General features: G+C 57.5%; 15 protein-coding genes. 6 read left to right on the top strand and 9 right to left on the bottom strand.

The genetic code is table 11. From position 1 onward, the window contains the following. Nucleotides 1-67: 67 nt before the first annotated feature. Genes LDK53_RS06430 through poxB form a run of 3 tightly spaced genes read right to left on the bottom strand, consistent with a single transcriptional unit; the run spans nucleotide 68 to nucleotide 4272 of the window. Entirely contained in the window at nucleotides 68-1504 is a 1437-nt protein-coding gene (locus tag LDK53_RS06430) for an SDR family oxidoreductase (RefSeq protein ID WP_225285026.1), read from the bottom strand. A 10-nt stretch (nucleotides 1505-1514) separates the two neighbouring features. Then, nucleotides 1515-2516 (bottom strand): low-specificity L-threonine aldolase, encoded by a 1002-nt coding sequence (gene ltaE / locus LDK53_RS06425; RefSeq protein WP_225285025.1) that lies wholly within the window; start codon nucleotides 2514-2516, stop codon nucleotides 1515-1517. Nucleotides 2517-2553: 37 nt separating this feature from the next. After that, the gene (gene poxB / locus LDK53_RS06420; protein ID WP_059386154.1) at nucleotides 2554-4272 is read right to left on the bottom strand and encodes a ubiquinone-dependent pyruvate dehydrogenase; all 1719 of its coding nucleotides are present in this window, start codon (nucleotides 4270-4272) and stop codon (nucleotides 2554-2556) included. Nucleotides 4273-4423: 151 nt separating this feature from the next. Here poxB and LDK53_RS06415 point away from each other — a divergent pair, with 151 nt between their 5' ends. Continuing rightward, nucleotides 4424-4858: a DoxX family protein gene (locus LDK53_RS06415; RefSeq protein ID WP_225285021.1), complete on the top strand. Its 435-nt coding sequence runs from the start codon at nucleotides 4424-4426 to the stop codon at nucleotides 4856-4858. Between the two features lie 91 nt (nucleotides 4859-4949). Here the strand turns inward: LDK53_RS06415 and hcr are convergent, their stop codons facing one another. The 4 genes from hcr to aqpZ all read right to left on the bottom strand — a co-directional run bounded on the left by hcr (nucleotide 4950) and on the right by aqpZ (nucleotide 9489). Next, a complete protein-coding gene (hcr, locus tag LDK53_RS06410; RefSeq protein ID WP_225285019.1) occupies nucleotides 4950-5918 on the bottom strand; it encodes an NADH oxidoreductase in 969 nt (322 codons plus the stop codon). Between the two features lie 10 nt (nucleotides 5919-5928). Then, the gene (hcp, locus tag LDK53_RS06405) at nucleotides 5929-7581 is read right to left on the bottom strand and encodes a hydroxylamine reductase (RefSeq protein ID WP_225285017.1); all 1653 of its coding nucleotides are present in this window, start codon (nucleotides 7579-7581) and stop codon (nucleotides 5929-5931) included. A gap of 144 nt (nucleotides 7582-7725) precedes the next feature. Further along, on the bottom strand, nucleotides 7726-8625 hold the full coding sequence (locus LDK53_RS06400; protein WP_225285015.1) for a lysine exporter LysO family protein: 900 nt from the start codon (nucleotides 8623-8625) through the stop codon (nucleotides 7726-7728). 168 nt (nucleotides 8626-8793) lie between these two features. Further along, on the bottom strand, nucleotides 8794-9489 hold the full coding sequence (gene aqpZ, locus LDK53_RS06395; protein ID WP_025756038.1) for an aquaporin Z: 696 nt from the start codon (nucleotides 9487-9489) through the stop codon (nucleotides 8794-8796). Nucleotides 9490-9861: 372 nt separating this feature from the next. Here aqpZ and LDK53_RS06390 point away from each other — a divergent pair, with 372 nt between their 5' ends. Beyond that, nucleotides 9862-11520: an ATP-dependent endonuclease gene (locus LDK53_RS06390; RefSeq protein WP_045284513.1), complete on the top strand. Its 1659-nt coding sequence runs from the start codon at nucleotides 9862-9864 to the stop codon at nucleotides 11518-11520. On the opposite strand, the gene LDK53_RS06385 is transcribed toward LDK53_RS06390, so the two are convergent. Then, nucleotides 11517-12473 (bottom strand): VirK/YbjX family protein, encoded by a 957-nt coding sequence (locus tag LDK53_RS06385; protein ID WP_225285013.1) that lies wholly within the window; start codon nucleotides 12471-12473, stop codon nucleotides 11517-11519. The genes LDK53_RS06390 and LDK53_RS06385 overlap by 4 nt on opposite strands. A gap of 159 nt (nucleotides 12474-12632) precedes the next feature. On the opposite strand from LDK53_RS06385, the gene macA reads away from it, so the two are divergent. Together macA and macB are read left to right on the top strand one after the other, a co-directional pair. After that, nucleotides 12633-13748, top strand: a complete 1116-nt coding sequence (gene macA, locus LDK53_RS06380; protein WP_225285010.1) for a macrolide transporter subunit MacA — start codon at nucleotides 12633-12635, stop codon at nucleotides 13746-13748. Next, on the top strand, nucleotides 13745-15685 hold the full coding sequence (gene macB, locus LDK53_RS06375; protein WP_047958146.1) for a macrolide ABC transporter ATP-binding protein/permease MacB: 1941 nt from the start codon (nucleotides 13745-13747) through the stop codon (nucleotides 15683-15685). The genes macA and macB overlap by 4 nt, the downstream gene beginning before the upstream one ends. 70 nt (nucleotides 15686-15755) lie before the next feature. Here the strand turns inward: macB and cspD are convergent, their stop codons facing one another. Continuing rightward, on the bottom strand, nucleotides 15756-15977 hold the full coding sequence (gene cspD / locus LDK53_RS06370; RefSeq protein WP_008499993.1) for a cold shock-like protein CspD: 222 nt from the start codon (nucleotides 15975-15977) through the stop codon (nucleotides 15756-15758). 267 nt (nucleotides 15978-16244) lie between these two features. Here cspD and clpS point away from each other — a divergent pair, with 267 nt between their 5' ends. Together clpS and clpA are read left to right on the top strand one after the other, a co-directional pair. Further along, nucleotides 16245-16565 (top strand): ATP-dependent Clp protease adapter ClpS, encoded by a 321-nt coding sequence (clpS, locus tag LDK53_RS06365; RefSeq protein ID WP_006174393.1) that lies wholly within the window; start codon nucleotides 16245-16247, stop codon nucleotides 16563-16565. Between the two features lie 27 nt (nucleotides 16566-16592). Further along, nucleotides 16593-18872: an ATP-dependent Clp protease ATP-binding subunit ClpA gene (clpA, locus tag LDK53_RS06360; RefSeq protein WP_014831269.1), complete on the top strand. Its 2280-nt coding sequence runs from the start codon at nucleotides 16593-16595 to the stop codon at nucleotides 18870-18872. The last annotated feature ends 267 nt before the right edge of the window (nucleotides 18873-19139 follow it).

The raw sequence follows: 19139 nt of genomic DNA, 5'->3' as shown, positions 1-19139 counted from the left end.
TTCGTGCGCATTCTTTCGTGAATTACGGCGCTATGCAATGGGAAAGGTGAAAGAAAGAGAGTTTTATTTAGATCTTTTCCGTCTTTTGTTCTGCCCGTTGCGCAATCCGCTTTGCCATCCCGCGAAAGATAAACAGGTGCGCCGGGATCATGAACAACCAGTAGAACAGACCGGGCATGCCGTGCGGATGCCACCAGGCGCGGACGTCCAGTTCACGATGATCGCCTTTGTCTTTCAGGGTAAAGCAAAGCCGGCCGAGTCCCGGCGCTTTCATACCGAACAGCAGTGCCAGCTGTTTTTCCGGTTCGACGATGATCACCTTCCAGCTGTCCACCGCGTCGCCCACCTCAAGATACGGGCGCGCCGGACGGCCTTTTGCCAGCCGGTGGCCCACCAGCAGGTCCATCGCCCCGCGGGTTTGCCAGAGCAGGTTACCGAAGAAATAGCGCTCTTTACCGCCAATCTGGTTTACCACCTCCCACAGCGCGGCCAGGCTGGCCGGGGTTTCTACCGTGCAGCCCGCCTGTTTCGGGTAATAACCGTACTCCGGCCGCCAGCGGGCAAACGCCTGGGCGTCGTAGCCCCAGTCGCTGGAGTTCACCAGCTGCGCTTCTTCTTGCAGGGTGTTGCGTACGGCCTCGTCAAAGCGGATCAACGGCTGGGGGATTAAGGCGCGGAGCGCGCTATCGTCTGCCAGCAGATCGTGTTTCAGCCCCTGGATCAGGGCTTTGGCGGTCGTCGGCGGGACGGAGGTGATCACATTCAAAAACCACACCGAGATCCAGCGGGTCGGGAAGGGGATCGGGATCAGCCAGCGTCGACGGCCGCTGACGTGCATAAAGTGTTCAAACTGTTCCTGATAGCTCAGCACTTCCGGGCCAGCGGCTTCGAACACGCGGTGCTGTTCCGCCGGATGATCCAGTAATGCCACCAGATAATGCAGCAGATTCTCCAGCGCGATGGGCGTGGTACGCGAGCGGACCCAGCGCGGCGGCGTGAGCACCGGCAGGTTGTAGACCATATCGCGCATCACTTCGAAGGCGGCGGAACCGGCACCGACGATAATGCCGGCGCGCAGTTCCGTGACGGGAATGTTCGCACTACGCAACGTGTCAGCGGTAAGCTGGCGCGCACGCAGATGATCGGACTGTGCATTTTCAGGAGCCTGAAGCGAACTTAAAAAAATCACCTGCTTCACCGGCGTTTGCCGCAGCGCATCGCGCACGTTGAGGGCCACCTGACGTTCGTGGGCGATAAAATCGCCCCCTTCGCCCATGCTGTGCACCAGGTAATAAAGCGTATCGACCCCCTCCAGCAGTGCTGGCAGCGCGACAGGCCAGTTGAGGTCGACGTTGTGGCAGGTCACGCCGGGCAGATTCTGCTTTTGAAGGCGTTCCGTGTTGCGTGCCGCCGCCAGCACCTGATGCCCCTGCTGGCTTAACGCCGCGGTGAGATGCTGACCGATATACCCGCTGGCGCCAAGCACCAGAATACGCTGCGGCACGTTCTGCTCCTTAACGCTGTAAAAACGCCTGCCAGTGTTTCACCACGTCCGCCAGCTGTGCGCGACTCACGTCGAGATGCATCACCAGACGCACAACGGGTGACGCATTGATCAGCACGCCACGCGCTTTCAGAAACTCACCCAGCGCCGCGGCATGGTCATCGCCCACGCGAACGAACAGCATGTTGGTGTCGTGGCGCATCACGTCGGCGCCAATTTCACGCAGCTGCGTCGCCATCCACGCGGCATTGTCGTGATCGTCCTTCAGGCGCGCCACGTTGTTTTTCAGGGCATACAGACCCGCCGCCGCCAGAATACCGGCCTGGCGCATGCCGCCGCCGGTCATCTTGCGCCAGCGGTTCGCGCGCTTAATGTAGTCTGCGTTGCCCACCAGCAGGGAGCCGACAGGCGTCCCCAGCCCTTTAGAGAGGCAGATGGTGAACGAATCGCAGTATTGCGTAATCTCTTTCAGCTCGCAGCCGTAGGTCACCACGGCGTTAAAAATACGCGCGCCGTCCACGTGCAGCCCGAGTTTGCGTTCGCGGGTGAATTCCCACGCCGCTTTCAGGTATTCGCGCGGCAGGACTTTGCCGTTATGGGTGTTTTCGAGGCTGAGCAGCCGGGTGCGGGCGAAATGGATATCGTCGGCTTTGATTTTCGCGGCGACTTTGTCGAGCGGCAGGGTGCCGTCCGGTGCGGCGTCAATCGGCTGCGGCTGAATGCTGCCGAGCACTGCAGCACCGCCTGCTTCGTAGAGATAGTTATGTGCCCCCTGGCCGACAATGTACTCTTCGCCGCGCTCGCAGTGGCTGAGCAGCGCCACCAGGTTAGCCTGGGTTCCGGTGGGCAGGAACAGGGCGGCCTCTTTGCCGCTGAGCTCCGCGGCATAGCGCTGCAGCTCGTTTACGGTCGGATCGTCACCGTAAACGTCGTCCCCGACCGGGGCGGCCATCATCTCTTCGAGCATGGCGCGACTCGGGCGGGTAACGGTATCACTGCGTAAATCAATCATGGCATGTCCTTATATTTAAAAGGCGATGCCAGATGTTTTACCTGAGCCAGTTGGTTTTTGCCAGTTCGATCACCTCATCGCCGCGGCCGCTGATGATCGCGCGCAGCATGTAGAGGCTAAAGCCTTTGGCCTGCTCCAGCTTGATCTGCGGCGGGATGGCCAGCTCCTCTTTGGCGACCACGACATCCACCAGCACCGGGCCGTCGATGGAAAAGGCGCGCTGCAGGGCTTCATCCACCTCTGACGCTTTCTCCACGCGGATGCCGGTGATGCCACAGGCCTCGGCGATGCGCGCGAAGTTGGTGTCGTGCAGCTCGGTGCCGTCTGTCAGATAGCCGCCGGCCTTCATCTCCATCGCCACAAAGCCCAGCACGCTGTTATTAAAGACCACGATTTTCAGCGGCAGCTTCATTTGTACCACCGACAGGAAATCCCCCATCAGCATGCTGAACCCGCCATCGCCGCACATCGCCACCACCTGACGCTCCGGCGCTGTCGCTTTTGCTCCCAGCGCCTGCGGCATGGCGTTCGCCATCGAGCCGTGGTTGAACGATCCGAGCAGACGGCGTTTGCCGTTCATTTTCAGATAGCGCGCCGCCCAGACGGTGGGGGTGCCCACGTCACAGGTGAAGATGGCATCGTCGTCTGCGAAATGGCTGATCTGCTGGGCCAGATACTGCGGGTGGATCGCTTTGTCGCTCGGTTTGGCGAGGTCGTCCAGCCCCTTGCGGGCATCGCGATAATCGCTGAGGGCCTTGTCGAGGAACCTGCGATCTGTTTTCTCTTCCAGCAACGGCAGCAGGGCGGCAAGGGTGGATTTGATGTCCCCCACCAGCGCCATATCGACCTTACTGTGTGCGCCGATGCTGGCCGGGTTGATATCAATCTGAATGATTTTGGCATCCGTCGGGTAGAACGCGCGATACGGGAACTGGGTGCCGAGCAAAATCAGGGTGTCGGCGTTCATCATGGTGTGGAAGCCGCTGGAAAAACCGATCAGCCCGGTCATCCCCACGTCATAGGGGTTGTCGTACTCGACGTGCTCTTTGCCGCGCAGGGCATGAACTATCGGGGCTTTCAGCTTGCCCGCAAATTCAAGCAGCTCCTTGTGCGCGCCAGCACAGCCGCTGCCGCACATTAGGGCGATATTGCTGGAGTAGCGCAGCAGCTGCGCCAGCTTTTTCAGCTCCTCTTCCGCTGGGGTGATGACCGGCTGCGGCGCGTGGTACCAGTGGGTACTGGCCCCTTCAGGCGCCGCCTTCAGGGCCACGTCGCCCGGGATGACGACCACCGAAACGCCCCGGTTCAGCACCGCCTTGCGCATGGCGATGGCCAGCACCTGCGGGATCTGCTCCGGGGATGAAACCAGCTCGCAATAGTGGCTGCATTCACGGAACAGCTCCTGCGGATGCGTCTCCTGAAAATAGCCGCTGCCGATTTCGGAAGAGGGGATGTGGGCGGCTATCGCCAGCACCGGCACGTGATTGCGGTGGCAGTCGAACAGCCCGTTGATCAGATGCAGGTTACCCGGCCCGCACGACCCGGCGCAGACGGCCAGTTCACCCGTGAGCTGTGCTTCGGCACCGGCAGCAAAGGCGGCGACCTCTTCATGACGGGTCGACATCCATTCAATGGTCTTCATCCTGTTAAGGCTATCGCTGAGGCCGTTAAGGGAATCCCCGGTTACGCCCCAGATACGTTTTACGCCTGCCTGTTCCAGGGTCTTCGCTATATATGCAGCCACGGTTTGTTTCATGGTGGTCCGTCTCCTTTTTGTGATATCGCCTACAAGCTTAGAAGAAAGCCACTGTATTGCCTGCGCAATACCCCTCAATTAAAGGTGGTTTTCATGAGTCATTGTTCGGCATAATCTGTTCGGGTACAGGGTGAAAAATAAAGGATTTCAAATGGTTAAATCATTGTTAATGGCTGTAAATGAAAAGCTCGCGTGTGACGATCTCGGCAAACTCTTGTTACGACTTGCCGTCGGCGGGCTGATGCTGTTTCACGGTTTACACAAGTTGTTTGGCGGCGTCGGGTTTATCAGCGGCATGCTGGTGGAAAAAGGATTGCCGGGATTTATCGCTTACGGCGTGCTGATTGGCGAAGTGGTGGCACCGATCCTGATTATCGCCGGGCTCTTCACGCGCCCGGCGGCGCTGGTGCTGGCGTTCACCATGATCGTGGCATGGTTGATGGTGGGCACGGGCAAAACCTTTGCGCTGGATGCCGTGGGGGCCTGGGCGATTGAGAGCCTGATGTACTTCTTTATCGGCTCGCTGGCGGTGGCGTTTTTAGGGGCAGGGCGTTACGCGCTGGGGAAAGCGCCCGCGTGGCGGTAGGGTGGTTGTAGGCCGGGTAAACGCAGTGCCACCCGGCAAAAAAGCCCGGTGGCGCTTACGCTTACCGGGCCTACGAACGAGCGTTTATTGTTTATGCGAGGACCAGATCGCCCTGCGGATGGCAGGAGCACGCCAGCACGTAACCCTCGGCAATTTCCGCGTCGGACAGCGTCATGGTACTGGTGACGGTATAATCACCGGACACCACTTTCGTTTTACAGCACCCACACACGCCAGCACGACAGGCTGCAGCCACCGGTACTTTATTGCTCTCCAGCGCCTCCAGCAGCGTGGTGCCCACGCGGCCAAAGAAGGTCTGCGCCGGTTGCAGTCTGGTGAACTGGATCCCGCTGGTTGCCGCCTCTGCCACCGGCGTGAAGAACTGCTCTTTGAAGAAGCGGGTGACGCCGAGCGCTTTTACGTCCTCTTCCACAATAGCCATGTACGGCGCCGGGCCGCAGGTCATCACGGTACGGTTTGCGATATCCGGTACGCTTCGCAGCAGTTCGCGGTTCAGACGCCCCGCGACAAAGCCGTGCGTCGCGTTGCGTTCTGCCACCAGCGTGACCGGATAGTTGCGCCACTCGTCGGCAAAGATCACATCGTCCGGTGAACGCACGCTGAAGATCACCTGCACGTCAGCCTGCGGGCGGTTTTTGGCCAGCCAGCGGCGCATTGACATAATCGGCGTCACGCCACAACCGGCCGCCAGCAGCAGGAATTTATCCTCTGTTTTGTCGTCACAGGTGAAATCGCCCTGGGCGTCAGACAGCCAGAGGTAATCCCCACGCTTCACGTCCCGGGTCAGCCATCGAGAGCCTGCCCCGTCATCAATACGGCGGATGGTCAGCGTAATGTACTCGCTCACGCCCGGCGTCGAGGAAAGCGTGTAGGCGCGCAGCGTATCCGCACTGTTGCGAACACTGACCAGTGCATACTGACCCGCGCGGTACGGATAGTAGTCATGGCACAGCAGTGACAGCGTCCACACATCCGGCGTCTCCTGATGGATGTGATGGACCTGCATCCGCCACGGACATTGTGAGGTTGGCATGGTCATGAATAACTCCTTACGCGCTCAGCAGCTGCTGCATGTCTTCTTCAACGGTGGTCACGGAACGCAGACCGAATTTTTCATTCAGTACGGCCAGCAGGTCCGGTGTCAGGAAACCTGGCGCAGTCGGGCCGGTGACGATGTTGGTTACGCCCAGCGAAAGCAGGGTCAGCAGGATCACGATGGCCTTCTGCTCAAACCAGGAGAGCACCAGAGACAGCGGCAGATCGTTTACGCCACAGCCCAGTTTTTCCGCCAGGGTGACAGCCAGAACGATCGCCGAGTAAGCATCGTTACACTGACCGGCATCCACCAGACGCGGCAGACCTTCGATGTTGCCGAAGTCCAGCTTGTTGAAACGGTATTTACCGCAGGCCAAAGTCAGGATCAGGCAATCTTCCGGCACGCGGGTGGCGAAGTCGGTGAAGTAGTTACGCTCGCCGCGCGCGCCGTCGCAGCCGCCGATCAGGAAGATATGACGCAGTTTTTCACGGCTGACGAGGTCAATCAGGGAATCTGCAGCGCCGAGCAGGGTTTCGCGACCGAAGCCGACGGTGATGAGATGCGGGATCTCGCTGTACGGGAAGCCGGCCATCTGCTGCGCCTGCGCAATCACCGGACCGAAATCGTCACCTTCAAGGTGGCTCACGCCCGGCCAGCCAACGATGCTGCGGGTCCAGATGCGGTCGTCATATGCCCCGACGGTCGGGTCGATGATGCAGTTTGAGGTCATCACAACAGGACCCGGGAAGCGGGCGAACTCGACCTGCTGGTTCTGCCAGCCGCTGCCGTAGTTACCGATCAGATGCGTAAATTTACGCAGCTCCGGATAGCCGTGCGCCGGTAGCATTTCCCCGTGGGTATAGACGTTAACGCCGGTGCCTTCGGTCTGTTTCAGCAGGTTGTAGAGATCTTTCAGGTCATGACCGGAGATCAGAATGCATTTGCCTTTGGTCGCTTTGACGTTGACCTGGGTTGGCGTTGGGTGCCCATAGGTGCTGGTTTCACCGGCATCCAGAATGCTCATTACGCGGAAGTTCATCTGGCCGATTTCCATCGAGCATTCCAGCAGCGCGTTCATATCGGCAGGCCAGGTCCCCAGCCACGCCATGATGTTGTGGTACTGGGCGTAAATCTCATTGTCTGACTTCCCGAGCACGTGCGCGTGCTCCATATACGCCGCAGCGCCTTTCAGACCGTACAGGCACAGCAGGCGCAGGCCGAGAATGTTCTCACCAATCACGGCTTTGTCTTTGTTTGGGGTGAATTCCGCCGCCTGACGCTGCAACTCGCCCAGATCGTCACTTACAAGCTGAAGTTCAGACATCGGGTGTTCCACGCGGGCGCTCGCATCCGCCTTCAGGCACTGCGCTTTCAGCGCTTCACGCAGGGCAATTGCTTCGCGGGCATACCCGACGATGCGCGGGGAGTCGAAGTTGACGTTGGTCAGCGTGGAAAAGAAGGCGCGCGGGGCGAAGCTGTCGACGTGGTGGTCGATGATGCCGTAATCGCGGGCTTTGGATGCCCATGCGGAAAGGCCTTGCAGGGCCGCAATCAGCAGGTCCTGCAGGTCAGATGTTTCTGCGGTTTTGCCGCACATACCCTGTGCGTAAGAGCAGCCATTGCCTGCCGGGGTACGGATAGTTTGTTCACATTGCACACAAAACATAATCACACCTGTTAAAGTTATATTTGATATACATGTTTAAGGTTATGCCTGTGTCAGAACGGTGAAAAGGGCTTTCTACGACAAAATAGAGGGAGCTTGATTTAGCGCAATTTTGGCGGCAGGTTCGCTACCGCCAAAGAGGTATCAGGCAGAGAAGAGTGCCATCAGAACGGGAACCAGCAGGCTTAAAATAAAGCCGTGAACAATGGCGGCGGGGACCATCTCCAGTCCGCCAGAGCGCTGCAGTACCGGGAGGGTAAAGTCCATCGACGTCGCTCCGCAAAGCCCCAGCGCGGTAGAGCGACTGCGGCGCACCAGGCCCGGGATCAGCATGATAGCGAGCAGCTCACGCGCCAGATCGTTAAAGAAGGCGGCGCTGCCAATCACCGGACCGAAGGACTCGGTCAGCAGAATGCCGGAGAGGGAGTACCAGCCAAACCCTGACGCCATGGCCAGACCGGTTTTCAGCGGCAGGTTGAGAATAAAAGCGTTAATGACGCCCGCCACCATAGAACTGGCGATAACAATAACCGCGACCATCATTCCCCGACGATTGAGGACAATTTGCTTCAGGGTCATGCCATTATTTCGCAGCTGGATACCAATCAGGAACAGCAGGAAGATCAGCGTATATTCGCTGGCCTCTGTCGCGTGCTGTAAAAACGCCCAGCCGGTCAGCCCCAGAAGAAAACCGAGCACCACGACGCCGCACAGTTTTAATGATTCCAGCGCCATCGCTATGCGGGACGGAAGTTTTTCCTGATGATGGTGGTTTTTCCACGGAATAGTGCGTTCAAGCCAGAACAATGCGGCAATATTGCACAGCAAAATAACCACAACAGTGACCGCAGAATAATGCAGGATCGCCAGCAGATTGGTCGCCAGGTTATCCAGAAAGGCCAGGCTGATTCCCATAAAAAAAAGAATGACGTAAACAATCCAGCTGAGAAAACGGTTAATCAGCCGTAAGGCTGATTCCTGATGCAGTGGGATTAGGTAGCCCACAATCAGGGGCAGCAGAATAATGAGGAGTCCTGAAAACATGAACAGCCGGTCCTTGTGAGTATCTGTTGAGCGCCAGAGACACTACCCAATAAAGGCTGTTCAGTAAAGCGGCAAAAAGAAAGCCGGGTGGCGCTAACGCTTACCCGGCCTGTGTGTGCGGCCTGTTGCACTCACCCCGACCCTCTCCCACAGGAGAGGGAGGGAAGATTAATCGCGTTTTTCCAGCAGGGTGCGATACAGCACGCCGCCCAGAATACCGCCAACGATAGGCATGACCCAGAACAGCCACAGCTGCTCCAGCGCCCAGCCACCCTGGAAGATAGCCACTGCGGTACTGCGCGCCGGGTTAACGGAGGTGTTGGTGACCGGAATGGAGATCAGGTGGATAAGCGTCAATGCCAGACCAATGGCAATCGGTGCGAAACCAGCAGGTGCGTGTTTGTCGGTTGCGCCGTGGATCACCAGCAGGAAACCAGCGGTCAGCACAATTTCAATCACGATAGCCGACAGCATGGAATAACCGCCCGGAGAGTGTTCGCCGAAGCCGTTAGAGGCGAAACCGCTGGCTGCCGCGTCGAAGCCCGCTTTACCGCTGGCGATGACGTACAGAACGGCTGCGGCAATAATCCCGCCCACCACCTGGGCGACGATATAACCGATCACCTCTTTCGCCGGGAAACGACCACCGGCCCATAAACCCAACGTCACGGCCGGGTTAAAATGACCACCGGAAATATGACCCACGGCAAAGGCCATGGTTAATACGGTTAAACCAAAGGCCAGCGCCACGCCGACAAAACCAATACCTAATTCCGGGAATGCTGCTGCCAGAACGGCGCTACCGCAGCCACCAAATACCAGCCAGAATGTACCAAAGCATTCTGCTGCCAATTTTCTAAACATAACCACCTCAACATAATTTCCGCACGCTTTCCTGCATGCGGGATATATCGCCATAAAGGGATGACGACTCAAAGAGCCTGTATTTTAAAAACCAATAACATCCCTTCGCCACTTAAATAAATTTGTTTAATTTGATTTAAGGCAATGTGATGTCAATCCTTGTTCAAACTGGAGGTGAATACAGCATAGTCCAATTTGCGGACAATAGTTTGTTGTGCTGTTGACACTATTTCAAATGAAACCTGCCACGGAAATTCTTAATTTTTCGTGCTGGCGCAGAATAATCAGGACCTCTGGCAGTGTTCCGCGCGGCATCCTCCCGCTATACTGCTGATAACTTAAAGGAAAAAGTGATCATTTCGCGGGGGACTTATGCTTCTCGAACGAGTGGAAATTGTCGGGTTTCGCGGTATTAACCGCCTGTCGCTGCAGCTGGAGCAGAACAACGTCCTGATCGGCGAGAACGCGTGGGGTAAGTCCAGCCTGCTGGATGCGCTGACGTTACTGCTTTCGCCCGAAGACGATCTGTATCACTTCGTCCGGGACGATTTCTGGTTTCCGCCCGGTGATGTCAATGGCCGCGAGAAGCACCTGCATATCATCCTGACGTTCCGGGAATCCGAACCGGGCCGTCACCGCGTGCGGCGCTTCCGTCCGCTGTCACCCTGCTGGGTGCCGTGCGATGACGGCTTCCACCGGATTTTCTATCGGCTGGAAGGGGAGATGGCGGAGAACGAAGGTGTACTCACGCTGCGTGAGTTTCTCGACGAGAAAGCCAATCCGATCCCGCTGGACAATATTGACGATCTGGCCCGCCACCTGATCCGCCTGACGCCGGTATTACGCTTGCGCGATGCGCGTTTTATGCGGCGTATTCGTAACGGTACCGTACCGAATATGCCGGAAGTGGAAGTCACCGCCCGCGAGCTGGATTTTCTGGCGCGGGAGCTGGTGTCTCGTCCACAAAATCTGACCGATGGCCAAATCCGCCAGGGGTTGTCCGCGATGGTACAACTGCTGGAGCACTATTTTTCCGAGCAGGGGACCTCGGAGTCCCGCCATCGTCTGATGCGCCGCCGTTCTCATGATGAGCAACGAAGCTGGCGCTATCTCGATATCATTAACCGGATGATTGACCGGCCCGGCGGGCGTACGCATCGGGTGATTTTGCTGGGGCTGTTCTCCACGCTTCTGCAGGCCAAAGGCACCGTCCGTCTTGACCGGGACGCCCGACCGCTGTTGCTGGTGGAAGATCCTGAAACCCGCCTGCATCCCATTATGCTCTCCGTGGCATGGCATCTGCTGAATCTGCTGCCGCTCCAGCGCATTACGACCACCAACTCCGGTGAGCTGTTATCCCTGACGCCGGTTGAACACGTCTGTCGTCTGGTGCGTGAATCCTCCCGTGTCACCGCTTACCGACTGGGGCCGGGCGGCATGAACGCGGAAGACGGGCGGCGCATCGCGTTTCATATCCGCTTTAACCGGGCGTCATCGCTCTTTGCCCGCTGCTGGCTGCTGGTGGAGGGAGAGACGGAAACCTGGGTCATTAACGAGCTGGCGCGCCAGTGTGGTCACCATTTTGATGCGGAAGGCATTAAGGTGATCGAATTCGCCCAGTCGGGATTAAAGCCGTTGATTAAATTCGCACGCCGGATGGGGATCGAGTGGCACGTCCTGGTCGACGGTGATGAGGCGGGCAAAAAATATGCCTCGACCGTGCGTAGCCTGCTCAATAACGAGCGGGAAGAAGAGCGCGACCATTTAACTATGCTGCCCGCGATGGACATGGAGCACTTTATGTATCGTCAGGGGTTCGACGACGTATTCCACCGAATTGCCATGGTGCCTGTCGATGTCCCGATGAACATGCGGCGCGTGATCGCCAAAGCCATTCATCGTTCGTCAAAACCGGATTTAGCCATTGAAGTGGCGACAGAAGCGGGAAGGCGGGGCGTGGAGGCGGTACCGACTCTGCTGCGTAAGATGTTTTCCCGCGTGCTGTGGCTGGCACGCGGGAAAGCGGATTAGCGTTGGGTTGCCTGATTGACCTGCTGAATCAGGCTATCCAGCAGTTCATAACGGCGGCGATACTCGGCGCGCTTTTTGCTCGCGATCTCTTCCATCGGTTTACGCGGCATGGCAAGCGGCAGCAGGAAGTGACCGTTATCCTGTTTTTCACCGCCGATCGAGACCCAGAAACTGTCGTAATCAGCCAGCAGTTTCCCCTCTTTTTTCTTGCGGTAACGCCAGCTGCGATAGATGTGTGTGGCGTTGCTGACGGCAACGATCTGCTCGACCGGAAAAGCGGCGCCAAGCGTCATCGCGGCTTCCAGCAGCAGACGTTTCGGGAACAGACCGTGACAGGCTTTCGTCGCCCCCTGGATCAGTTCATGGGGAACGTGCGCTTTTGCGCCCTGTAGACCGCCGATGAACAGCGTCGTTTTTCCTGCAAACTGGCAGAGCGTAAAGGTCATTTCCGCCAGCACCGTGTTGTGCCTGTCGCAGAAGGCGAGGGTGGCTTCCCCTTCTTTATCCAGGAACGCATCAGCGCACAGACGAACGGTGAACTGCTGTTCCTCTTTGCCGGTTAAGGTCAGCAGGGTGTAACCTGGCTTAGAAAGATAACCCGCAAGCAGCGTCGCAGGAAGCTGGCGGCTCAGGGTCTGATAGTGCCAGTTAAGCGATTCCAGCGCATGCTGACGATCCATTTTCACCGTCAGCCAGGGGCGATGCAGCCGGCACGGCAGTCCTGGCTGGACCTGCAGCATCTGCATCAGACGCGGTTGCTTAGCAAGGCTCGTTAACAGGCGAGCGGTGCTAATGGGTGTCGCCAGCGAACGTAACATGAATTTACGTCGATAGGCGGGGTTCTGCCACGCCAGCCCTGGCGTGAGCGTACCGAAAGCCAGATTTTTGAAGAGCTGCCAGCCCGATTTAGGCTGTGGCAGGCTGGAAAAAGGTGTATCGACGATGGAAGACATGATAGATCCTGCTTCTTGATGAATATCTCCATTTCAGCAGGCGAACGTTCAACGTCTCGTAAACAAATTGTGACGATTTCAGGGAACGGGGGTTTCGTTGAGGAGTCGTTTAGATAGAATCAACATTTATTATTGCCAGAACATTTAATTGGAATATTTATGAACCTTAAGGGAAAACGCAGAACGCTGTTTCTGCTGCTGGCGGTCGTGGTGTTAGCCGGTGGGTACTGGCTATGGCAAGTGCTTAATGCGCCTGTGCCACAGTATCAGACATTGATTGTTCGTCCTGGCGAACTGCAGCAAAACGTCCTCGCGACGGGCAAGCTGGATGCCCTGCGCAAGGTTGACGTGGGTGCCCAGGTGAGCGGCCAGTTGAAAACGCTGTCGGTAGAGATTGGCGATAAGGTGAAAAAAGGTCAGCTGCTTGGGGTTATCGATCCTGAACAGGCTGAGAACCAGATCCGCGAGGTGGAAGCCACGCTGATGGAGCTGCGCGCCCAGCGCGCCCAGGCCCAGGCAGAGCGTAACCTGGCTCAGGTCACACTGACCCGCCAGCAGGCGCTGGCGAAAACCCAGGCCATTTCGAAACAAGATTTAGATACGGCCACCACAGAGCTGGCGGTAAAACAGGCGCAGATTGGCACCATCGACGCGCAAATCAAACGCAACCAGGCCTCGCTGGATACGGCGAAAACCAACCTCGACTATACGCAAATCGTCGCGCCGATGGCTGGCGAAGTCACCCAGATCACCACCCTGCAGGGGCAGACGGTGATTGCCGCGCAGCAGGCGCCAAACATCCTGACGCTGGCGGACATGAGCACCATGCTGGTCAAAGCCCAGGTCTCCGAGGCGGACGTTATCCATCTCAAACCGGGGCAAAACGCCTGGTTTACGGTGCTGGGGGATCCGCAGACCCGCTACGAAGGCGTGCTGAAAGACATTCTGCCGACGCCGGAAAAGGTTAACGACGCCATCTTCTACTATGCCCGTTTTGAAGTGCCGAACCCGCAGGGCGTGCTGCGTCTGGACATGACCGCGCAGGTGCATATCCAGCTGACCGGCGTGAAGAACGTGCTGACCATTCCCCTCTCTGCGCTGGGCGAGTCCGCCGGGGATAACCGCTATAAAGTCAAAGTGCTGCGCAACGGGGAAACGCGCGAGCGTGAAGTGGTGATTGGCGCGCGCAACGACACCGATGTGGTGGTGGTGAAAGGGCTGGAAGAGGGTGAGGAGGTTGTCATCAGCGAAAGCCTGCCCGGAGCCGCGAAATGACGGCGCTGCTTGAGCTGAACGACATTCGCCGCAGCTACCCCTCGGGCGATGGCCCGGTGGAGGTGCTGAAAGGCATCTCTCTGCGCGTGGAGGCGGGCGAGATGGTGGCGATTGTCGGCGCATCGGGATCCGGTAAATCGACGCTGATGAACATTCTGGGCTGTCTGGATAAACCGACCAGCGGCACCTATCGCGTGGCCGGAACGGACATCTCCACGCTGGACGGCGACGCGCTGGCAAAGCTGCGTCGGGAGCACTTCGGCTTTATCTTCCAGCGTTACCATCTGCTCTCTCACCTCAATGCAGCGCAGAACGTCGAAGTGCCGGCGGTCTATGCCGGCGTGGAGCGGAAAAAGCGTCTTGAGCGCGCGCAGATGCTGCTGACGCGTCTGGGGCTGGCGGAGCGGGTGGAGTACCAGCCTTCGCAGCTTTCAGGCGGCCAGCAGCAGCGCGTGAGTATTGCCCGTGCCCTGATGAACGGCGGGCAGGTGATCCTCGCGGATGAACCCACCGGGGCGCTCGATAGCCATTCCGGCGAAGAGGTGATGGCGATCCTCCACCAGTTGCGCGATCAGGGACACACGGTAATTATCGTGACGCATGACCCGCAGGTGGCGGCGCAGGCGGAACGCATTATTGAGATCCACGACGGCGAGCTGGTCAGCAATCCGCCTCCGGGAGCGTCCAGAGCGGCGGCGACGAAAGAAGCGCTACCACCGTCCACCGGCTGGGGACAGTTCTCCAGCGGCTTTCGTGAAGCGCTTGCCATGGCCTGGCTGGCGATGGCGGCGAATAAAATGCGCACCCTGCTCACCATGCTCGGCATCATTATCGGTATCGCCTCGGTGGTATCGATTGTGGTGGTGGGCGACGCGGCCAAGCAGCTGGTGCTGGCCGATATCCGCGCGATTGGCACCAATACCATTGACGTCTATCCCGGCAAAGACTTTGGCGACGACGAGCCGCAGTATCAGCAGTCCCTGAAATATGACGATCTGGCGGCGATTCAGAAGCAGCCGTGGGTTAACTCGGCGACGCCGGCCGTGTCGCAAAATTTGCGCCTGCGCGTGGGTAACGTGGACGTTGCCGCCAGCGCGAACGGCGTCAGCGGGGACTATTTCAACGTTTACGGTATGACCTTCAGTGAAGGTGCGACCTTCAATGCCGAACAGCTGGCAGGCAGGGCGCAGGTGGTGGTCCTGGACGCGAACTCACGCAGACAGCTTTTCCCCAATAAAGCGAATGTGGTGGGGGAAGTGATCCTGGTCGGCAATATGCCGGCTACGGTCATCGGCGTGGCGGAAGAGAAGCAGTCGATGTTTGGCAGCAGCAAGATCCTGCGCGTCTGGCTACCCTATACCACCATCTCCGGGCGGATTATGGGGCAGTCCTGGCTTAACTCCATCACCGTGCGCGTGAAGGAGGGCTACGACAGCGCGCTGGCTGAACAGCAGCTTGAGCGGCTGTTAACCCTGCGCCACGGGAAGAAGGATTTCTTCACCTGGAATATGGACGGCCTCTTGAAAACGGCGGAAAAGACCACACGTACTCTTCAGTTGTTCCTCACGCTGGTGGCGGTCATTTCGCTGGTCGTTGGCGGTATCGGGGTGATGAATATCATGCTGGTATCGGTGACCGAACGCACCCGTGAGATTGGTATCCGCATGGCGGTCGGGGCCAGAGCCAGCGATGTCCTGCAACAGTTTTTGATTGAAGCTGTGCTGGTGTGTCTGGTGGGGGGCGCGATGGGCATTGCGCTCTCGATGATGATCGCATTTGCGCTGCAGCTCTTTTTGCCCGGCTGGGAAATTGGCTTCTCACCGGTGGCCATTCTTACCGCGTTTTTGTGTTCAACTTTTACCGGCATTTTGTTTGGCTGGTTACCCGCCCGCAATGCGGCGCGGCTGGATCCGGTGGATGCACTGGCCCGCGAATAGGCTGAAAATAAAAATGCCAGCCGATCGGGCTGGCATTTTGACTGCGGGATGTACACAATAAAACAGAGAGCTATGCAACCGTCTCTGCTTCAATGGGTACGATAAGGCTTGCGTGATTGCCTTTGGGTCCCTGGTGTACATCGAACCGGACGGACTGCCCGGCTTTGAGCGTTCTGTAACCATCCATCTGAATGGTGGAATAGTGAGCGAAGATATCCTCGCCGCCGCCTTCAGGGCAGATGAAGCCAAACCCTTTGGCGTTGTTGAACCACTTAACAGTACCCATTTCCATGCTTCGACATCCTTCGTAAATCTTATAAGTTAAGATGGAATGAACCGGTGGTGGAGTGGGGGCTGTTCAAAACCTCGCCATCTCACGCTTGTACAATTTAGAGAAACGAAAGAAGTCGTCAAGCGTTTGGCGCTGGAGATGGGACAATAATCAACCAAAGTTTGAAGCAGTTAACGCTATTGCAACAGTTTGTGACAGACATCGCGGATGACAGTAATAGATGATTGTTATCTAACATCTGAGGTAGATTCAAAGTGGTTATGCAAAATGGGTAAGACCAACGACTGGCTGGATTTTGACCAGCTGGCGGAAGACAAAGTGCGTGACGCGCTAAAACCGCCATCTATGTATAAAGTTATGTTAATGAACGATGATTACACGCCGATGGAATTTGTTATTGACGTGCTACAAAAGTTCTTTTCTTATGATGTAGAACGTGCAACGCAACTGATGCTTACCGTTCATTATCGTGGCAAAGCTATCTGCGGCATCTTCACAGCCGAAGTGGCGGAAACCAAAGTGGCGATGGTGAACGACTATGCGAGGGAGAACGAGCATCCGTTGCTGTGTACGCTGGAAAAGGCCTGATAAGGCATAAAATTGGGGGAGGTGCCTATGCTCAATCAAGAACTGGAACTCAGTTTAAACATGGCTTTCGCCAGAGCGCGTGAGCACCGACATGAGTTTATGACCGTCGAGCACCTGCTGCTCGCACTGCTTAGCAACCCATCTGCCCGCGAAGCGCTGGAAGCCTGCTCCGTGGATCTGGTGGCGCTACGTCAGGAACTCGAAGCCTTCATCGAACAAACCACACCGGTGCTGCCAGCCAGTGAAGAGGAGCGCGACACGCAGCCGACGCTCAGCTTCCAGCGTGTGCTGCAGCGCGCGGTATTTCACGTCCAGTCTTCCGGACGTAGCGAAGTGACTGGCGCAAACGTCTTAGTCGCCATCTTCAGCGAGCAGGAGTCACAGGCTGCCTACCTGCTGCGCAAACACGAAGTCAGCCGACTCGATGTGGTTAACTTTATTTCTCACGGAACGCGCAAAGACGAGCCTAACCAGGCATCGGATTCCAGCAATCAGGTCAATAACAATGAAGAGCAAGCAGGCGGGGAGGATCGTATGGAAAACTTCACCACCAACCTTAATCAGCTTGCTCGCGTTGGCGGTATCGACCCGCTGATTGGTCGCGATAAAGAGCTGGAGCGTGCGATCCAGGTACTGTGCCGTCGCCGCAAGAACAACCCGCTGCTGGTGGGGGAATCTGGCGTGGGTAAAACCGCGATTGCCGAAGGTCTTGCCTGGCGCATTGTGCAGGGCGACGTGCCGGAAGTGATTGCCGATTGCACCATCTACTCGCTGGATATTGGCTCGCTGCTGGCGGGCACGAAATACCGTGGTGATTTTGAAAAACGCTTCAAGGCGCTGTTAAAACAGCTGGAGCAGGACACCAACAGCATCCTGTTTATTGATGAGATCCACACCATCATCGGTGCCGGTGCGGCCTCCGGTGGCCAGGTGGATGCCGCAAACCTGATCAAACCGCTGCTCTCCAGCGGCAAGATCCGCGTGATTGGCTCTACCACCTACCAGGAGTTCAGCAACATCTTTGAGAAAGACCGTGCGCTGGCGCGCCGCTTCCAGAAAATCGACGTGACCGAACCGTCCGTCGAGGAAACGGTGCAGATCATCAACGGCCTGAAACCGAAGTATGAAGCGCACCACGACGTGCGTTATACCGCGAAAGCGGTGCGTGCGGCGGTGGAGCTGGCGGTGAAATACATCAACGACCGTCATCTGCCGGATAAGGCGATCGACGTCATTGATGAGGCAGGGGCGCGTGCGCGTCTGATGCCGGCCAGCAAGCGTAAGAAAACCGTTAACGTGGCGGATATTGAGTCCGTGGTGGCCCGCATTGCGCGCATTCCTGAAAAGAGCGTCTCTCAGAGCGACCGCGACACGCTGCGCACCCTTGGCAACCGCCTGAAAATGCTGGTCTTTGGTCAGGATAAAGCCATTGAGGCCTTAACCGAAGCGATCAAGATGGCCCGCGCCGGGCTGGGGCATGAGCATAAACCTGTCGGTTCCTTCCTGTTCGCCGGCCCAACCGGTGTGGGGAAAACCGAGGTGACGGTTCAGCTCTCCAAAGCGCTGGGCATTGAGCTGCTGCGCTTTGATATGTCCGAGTATATGGAGCGTCACACCGTCAGCCGTTTGATCGGTGCACCTCCGGGCTACGTGGGCTTTGACCAGGGCGGGCTGCTCACCGACGCGGTGATCAAGCATCCGCACGCGGTACTGCTGCTTGATGAAATCGAGAAAGCGCACCCGGACGTGTTCAACATCCTGCTGCAGGTGATGGACAACGGGACGCTGACCGACAACAACGGGCGCAAGGCGGACTTCCGTAACGTGGTGTTGGTGATGACCACCAACGCCGGGGTACGTGAAACCGAGCGTAAATCCATCGGTCTTATCCACCAGGATAACAGCACCGATGCGATGGAAGAGATCAAGAAGATCTTTACGCCGGAGTTCCGTAACCGTCTGGACAACATTATCTGGTTCGATCACCTGTCTACCGAGGTGATCCATCAGGTGGTGGATAAGTTCATCGTCGAGCTGCAGGTTCAGTTGGATCAGAAAGGCGTGTCGCTGGAAGTGAGCCAGGAGGCCCGCAACTGGCTGGCCGAGAAAGGCTACGACCGTGCGATGGGTGCCCGTCCGATGGCGCGTGTGATTCAGGATAACCTGAAGAAACCGCTGGCGAACGAGCTGCTGTTTGGCTCACTGGTGGACGGCGGTCAGGTGACCGTGGCGCTGGATCAGGCGAAGAACGAGCTGACGTACGATTTCCAGAGTGCGGCGAAGCACAAGCCGGAAGCGGCTCACTGATTTCTTACGTAGGTTTAAAAACCGGGCACTAGCCCGGTTTTTTTATGCCTGCCAAGGTAAAAGCAAAACGACAACAGTGTTGTCGTTTTTAGTGTTTTCTCCCTCTCCCTGTGGGAGAGGGTTGGGGTGAGGGCAACAGGCCGCAGAGGAATTTTGCGAGGCGCTTTCCAGTTTCTTTCGAAGTCAGCTGCTGGATAAATCCACAGTAATAAAATGGCGGCGCACCTGCAAAATCAGGTGCCGGGATTGGCGTCCTGAAAGTGTGTG

It is taken from the genome of Enterobacter sp. K16B (assembly GCF_020216105.1).
In the GTDB taxonomy this organism is placed as follows: Bacteria; Pseudomonadota; Gammaproteobacteria; order Enterobacterales; family Enterobacteriaceae; genus Enterobacter; species Enterobacter sichuanensis.
The sequence above is the reverse complement of the archived record's forward strand: the minus strand, read 5'-3'. Positions and strand labels throughout refer to the sequence as shown.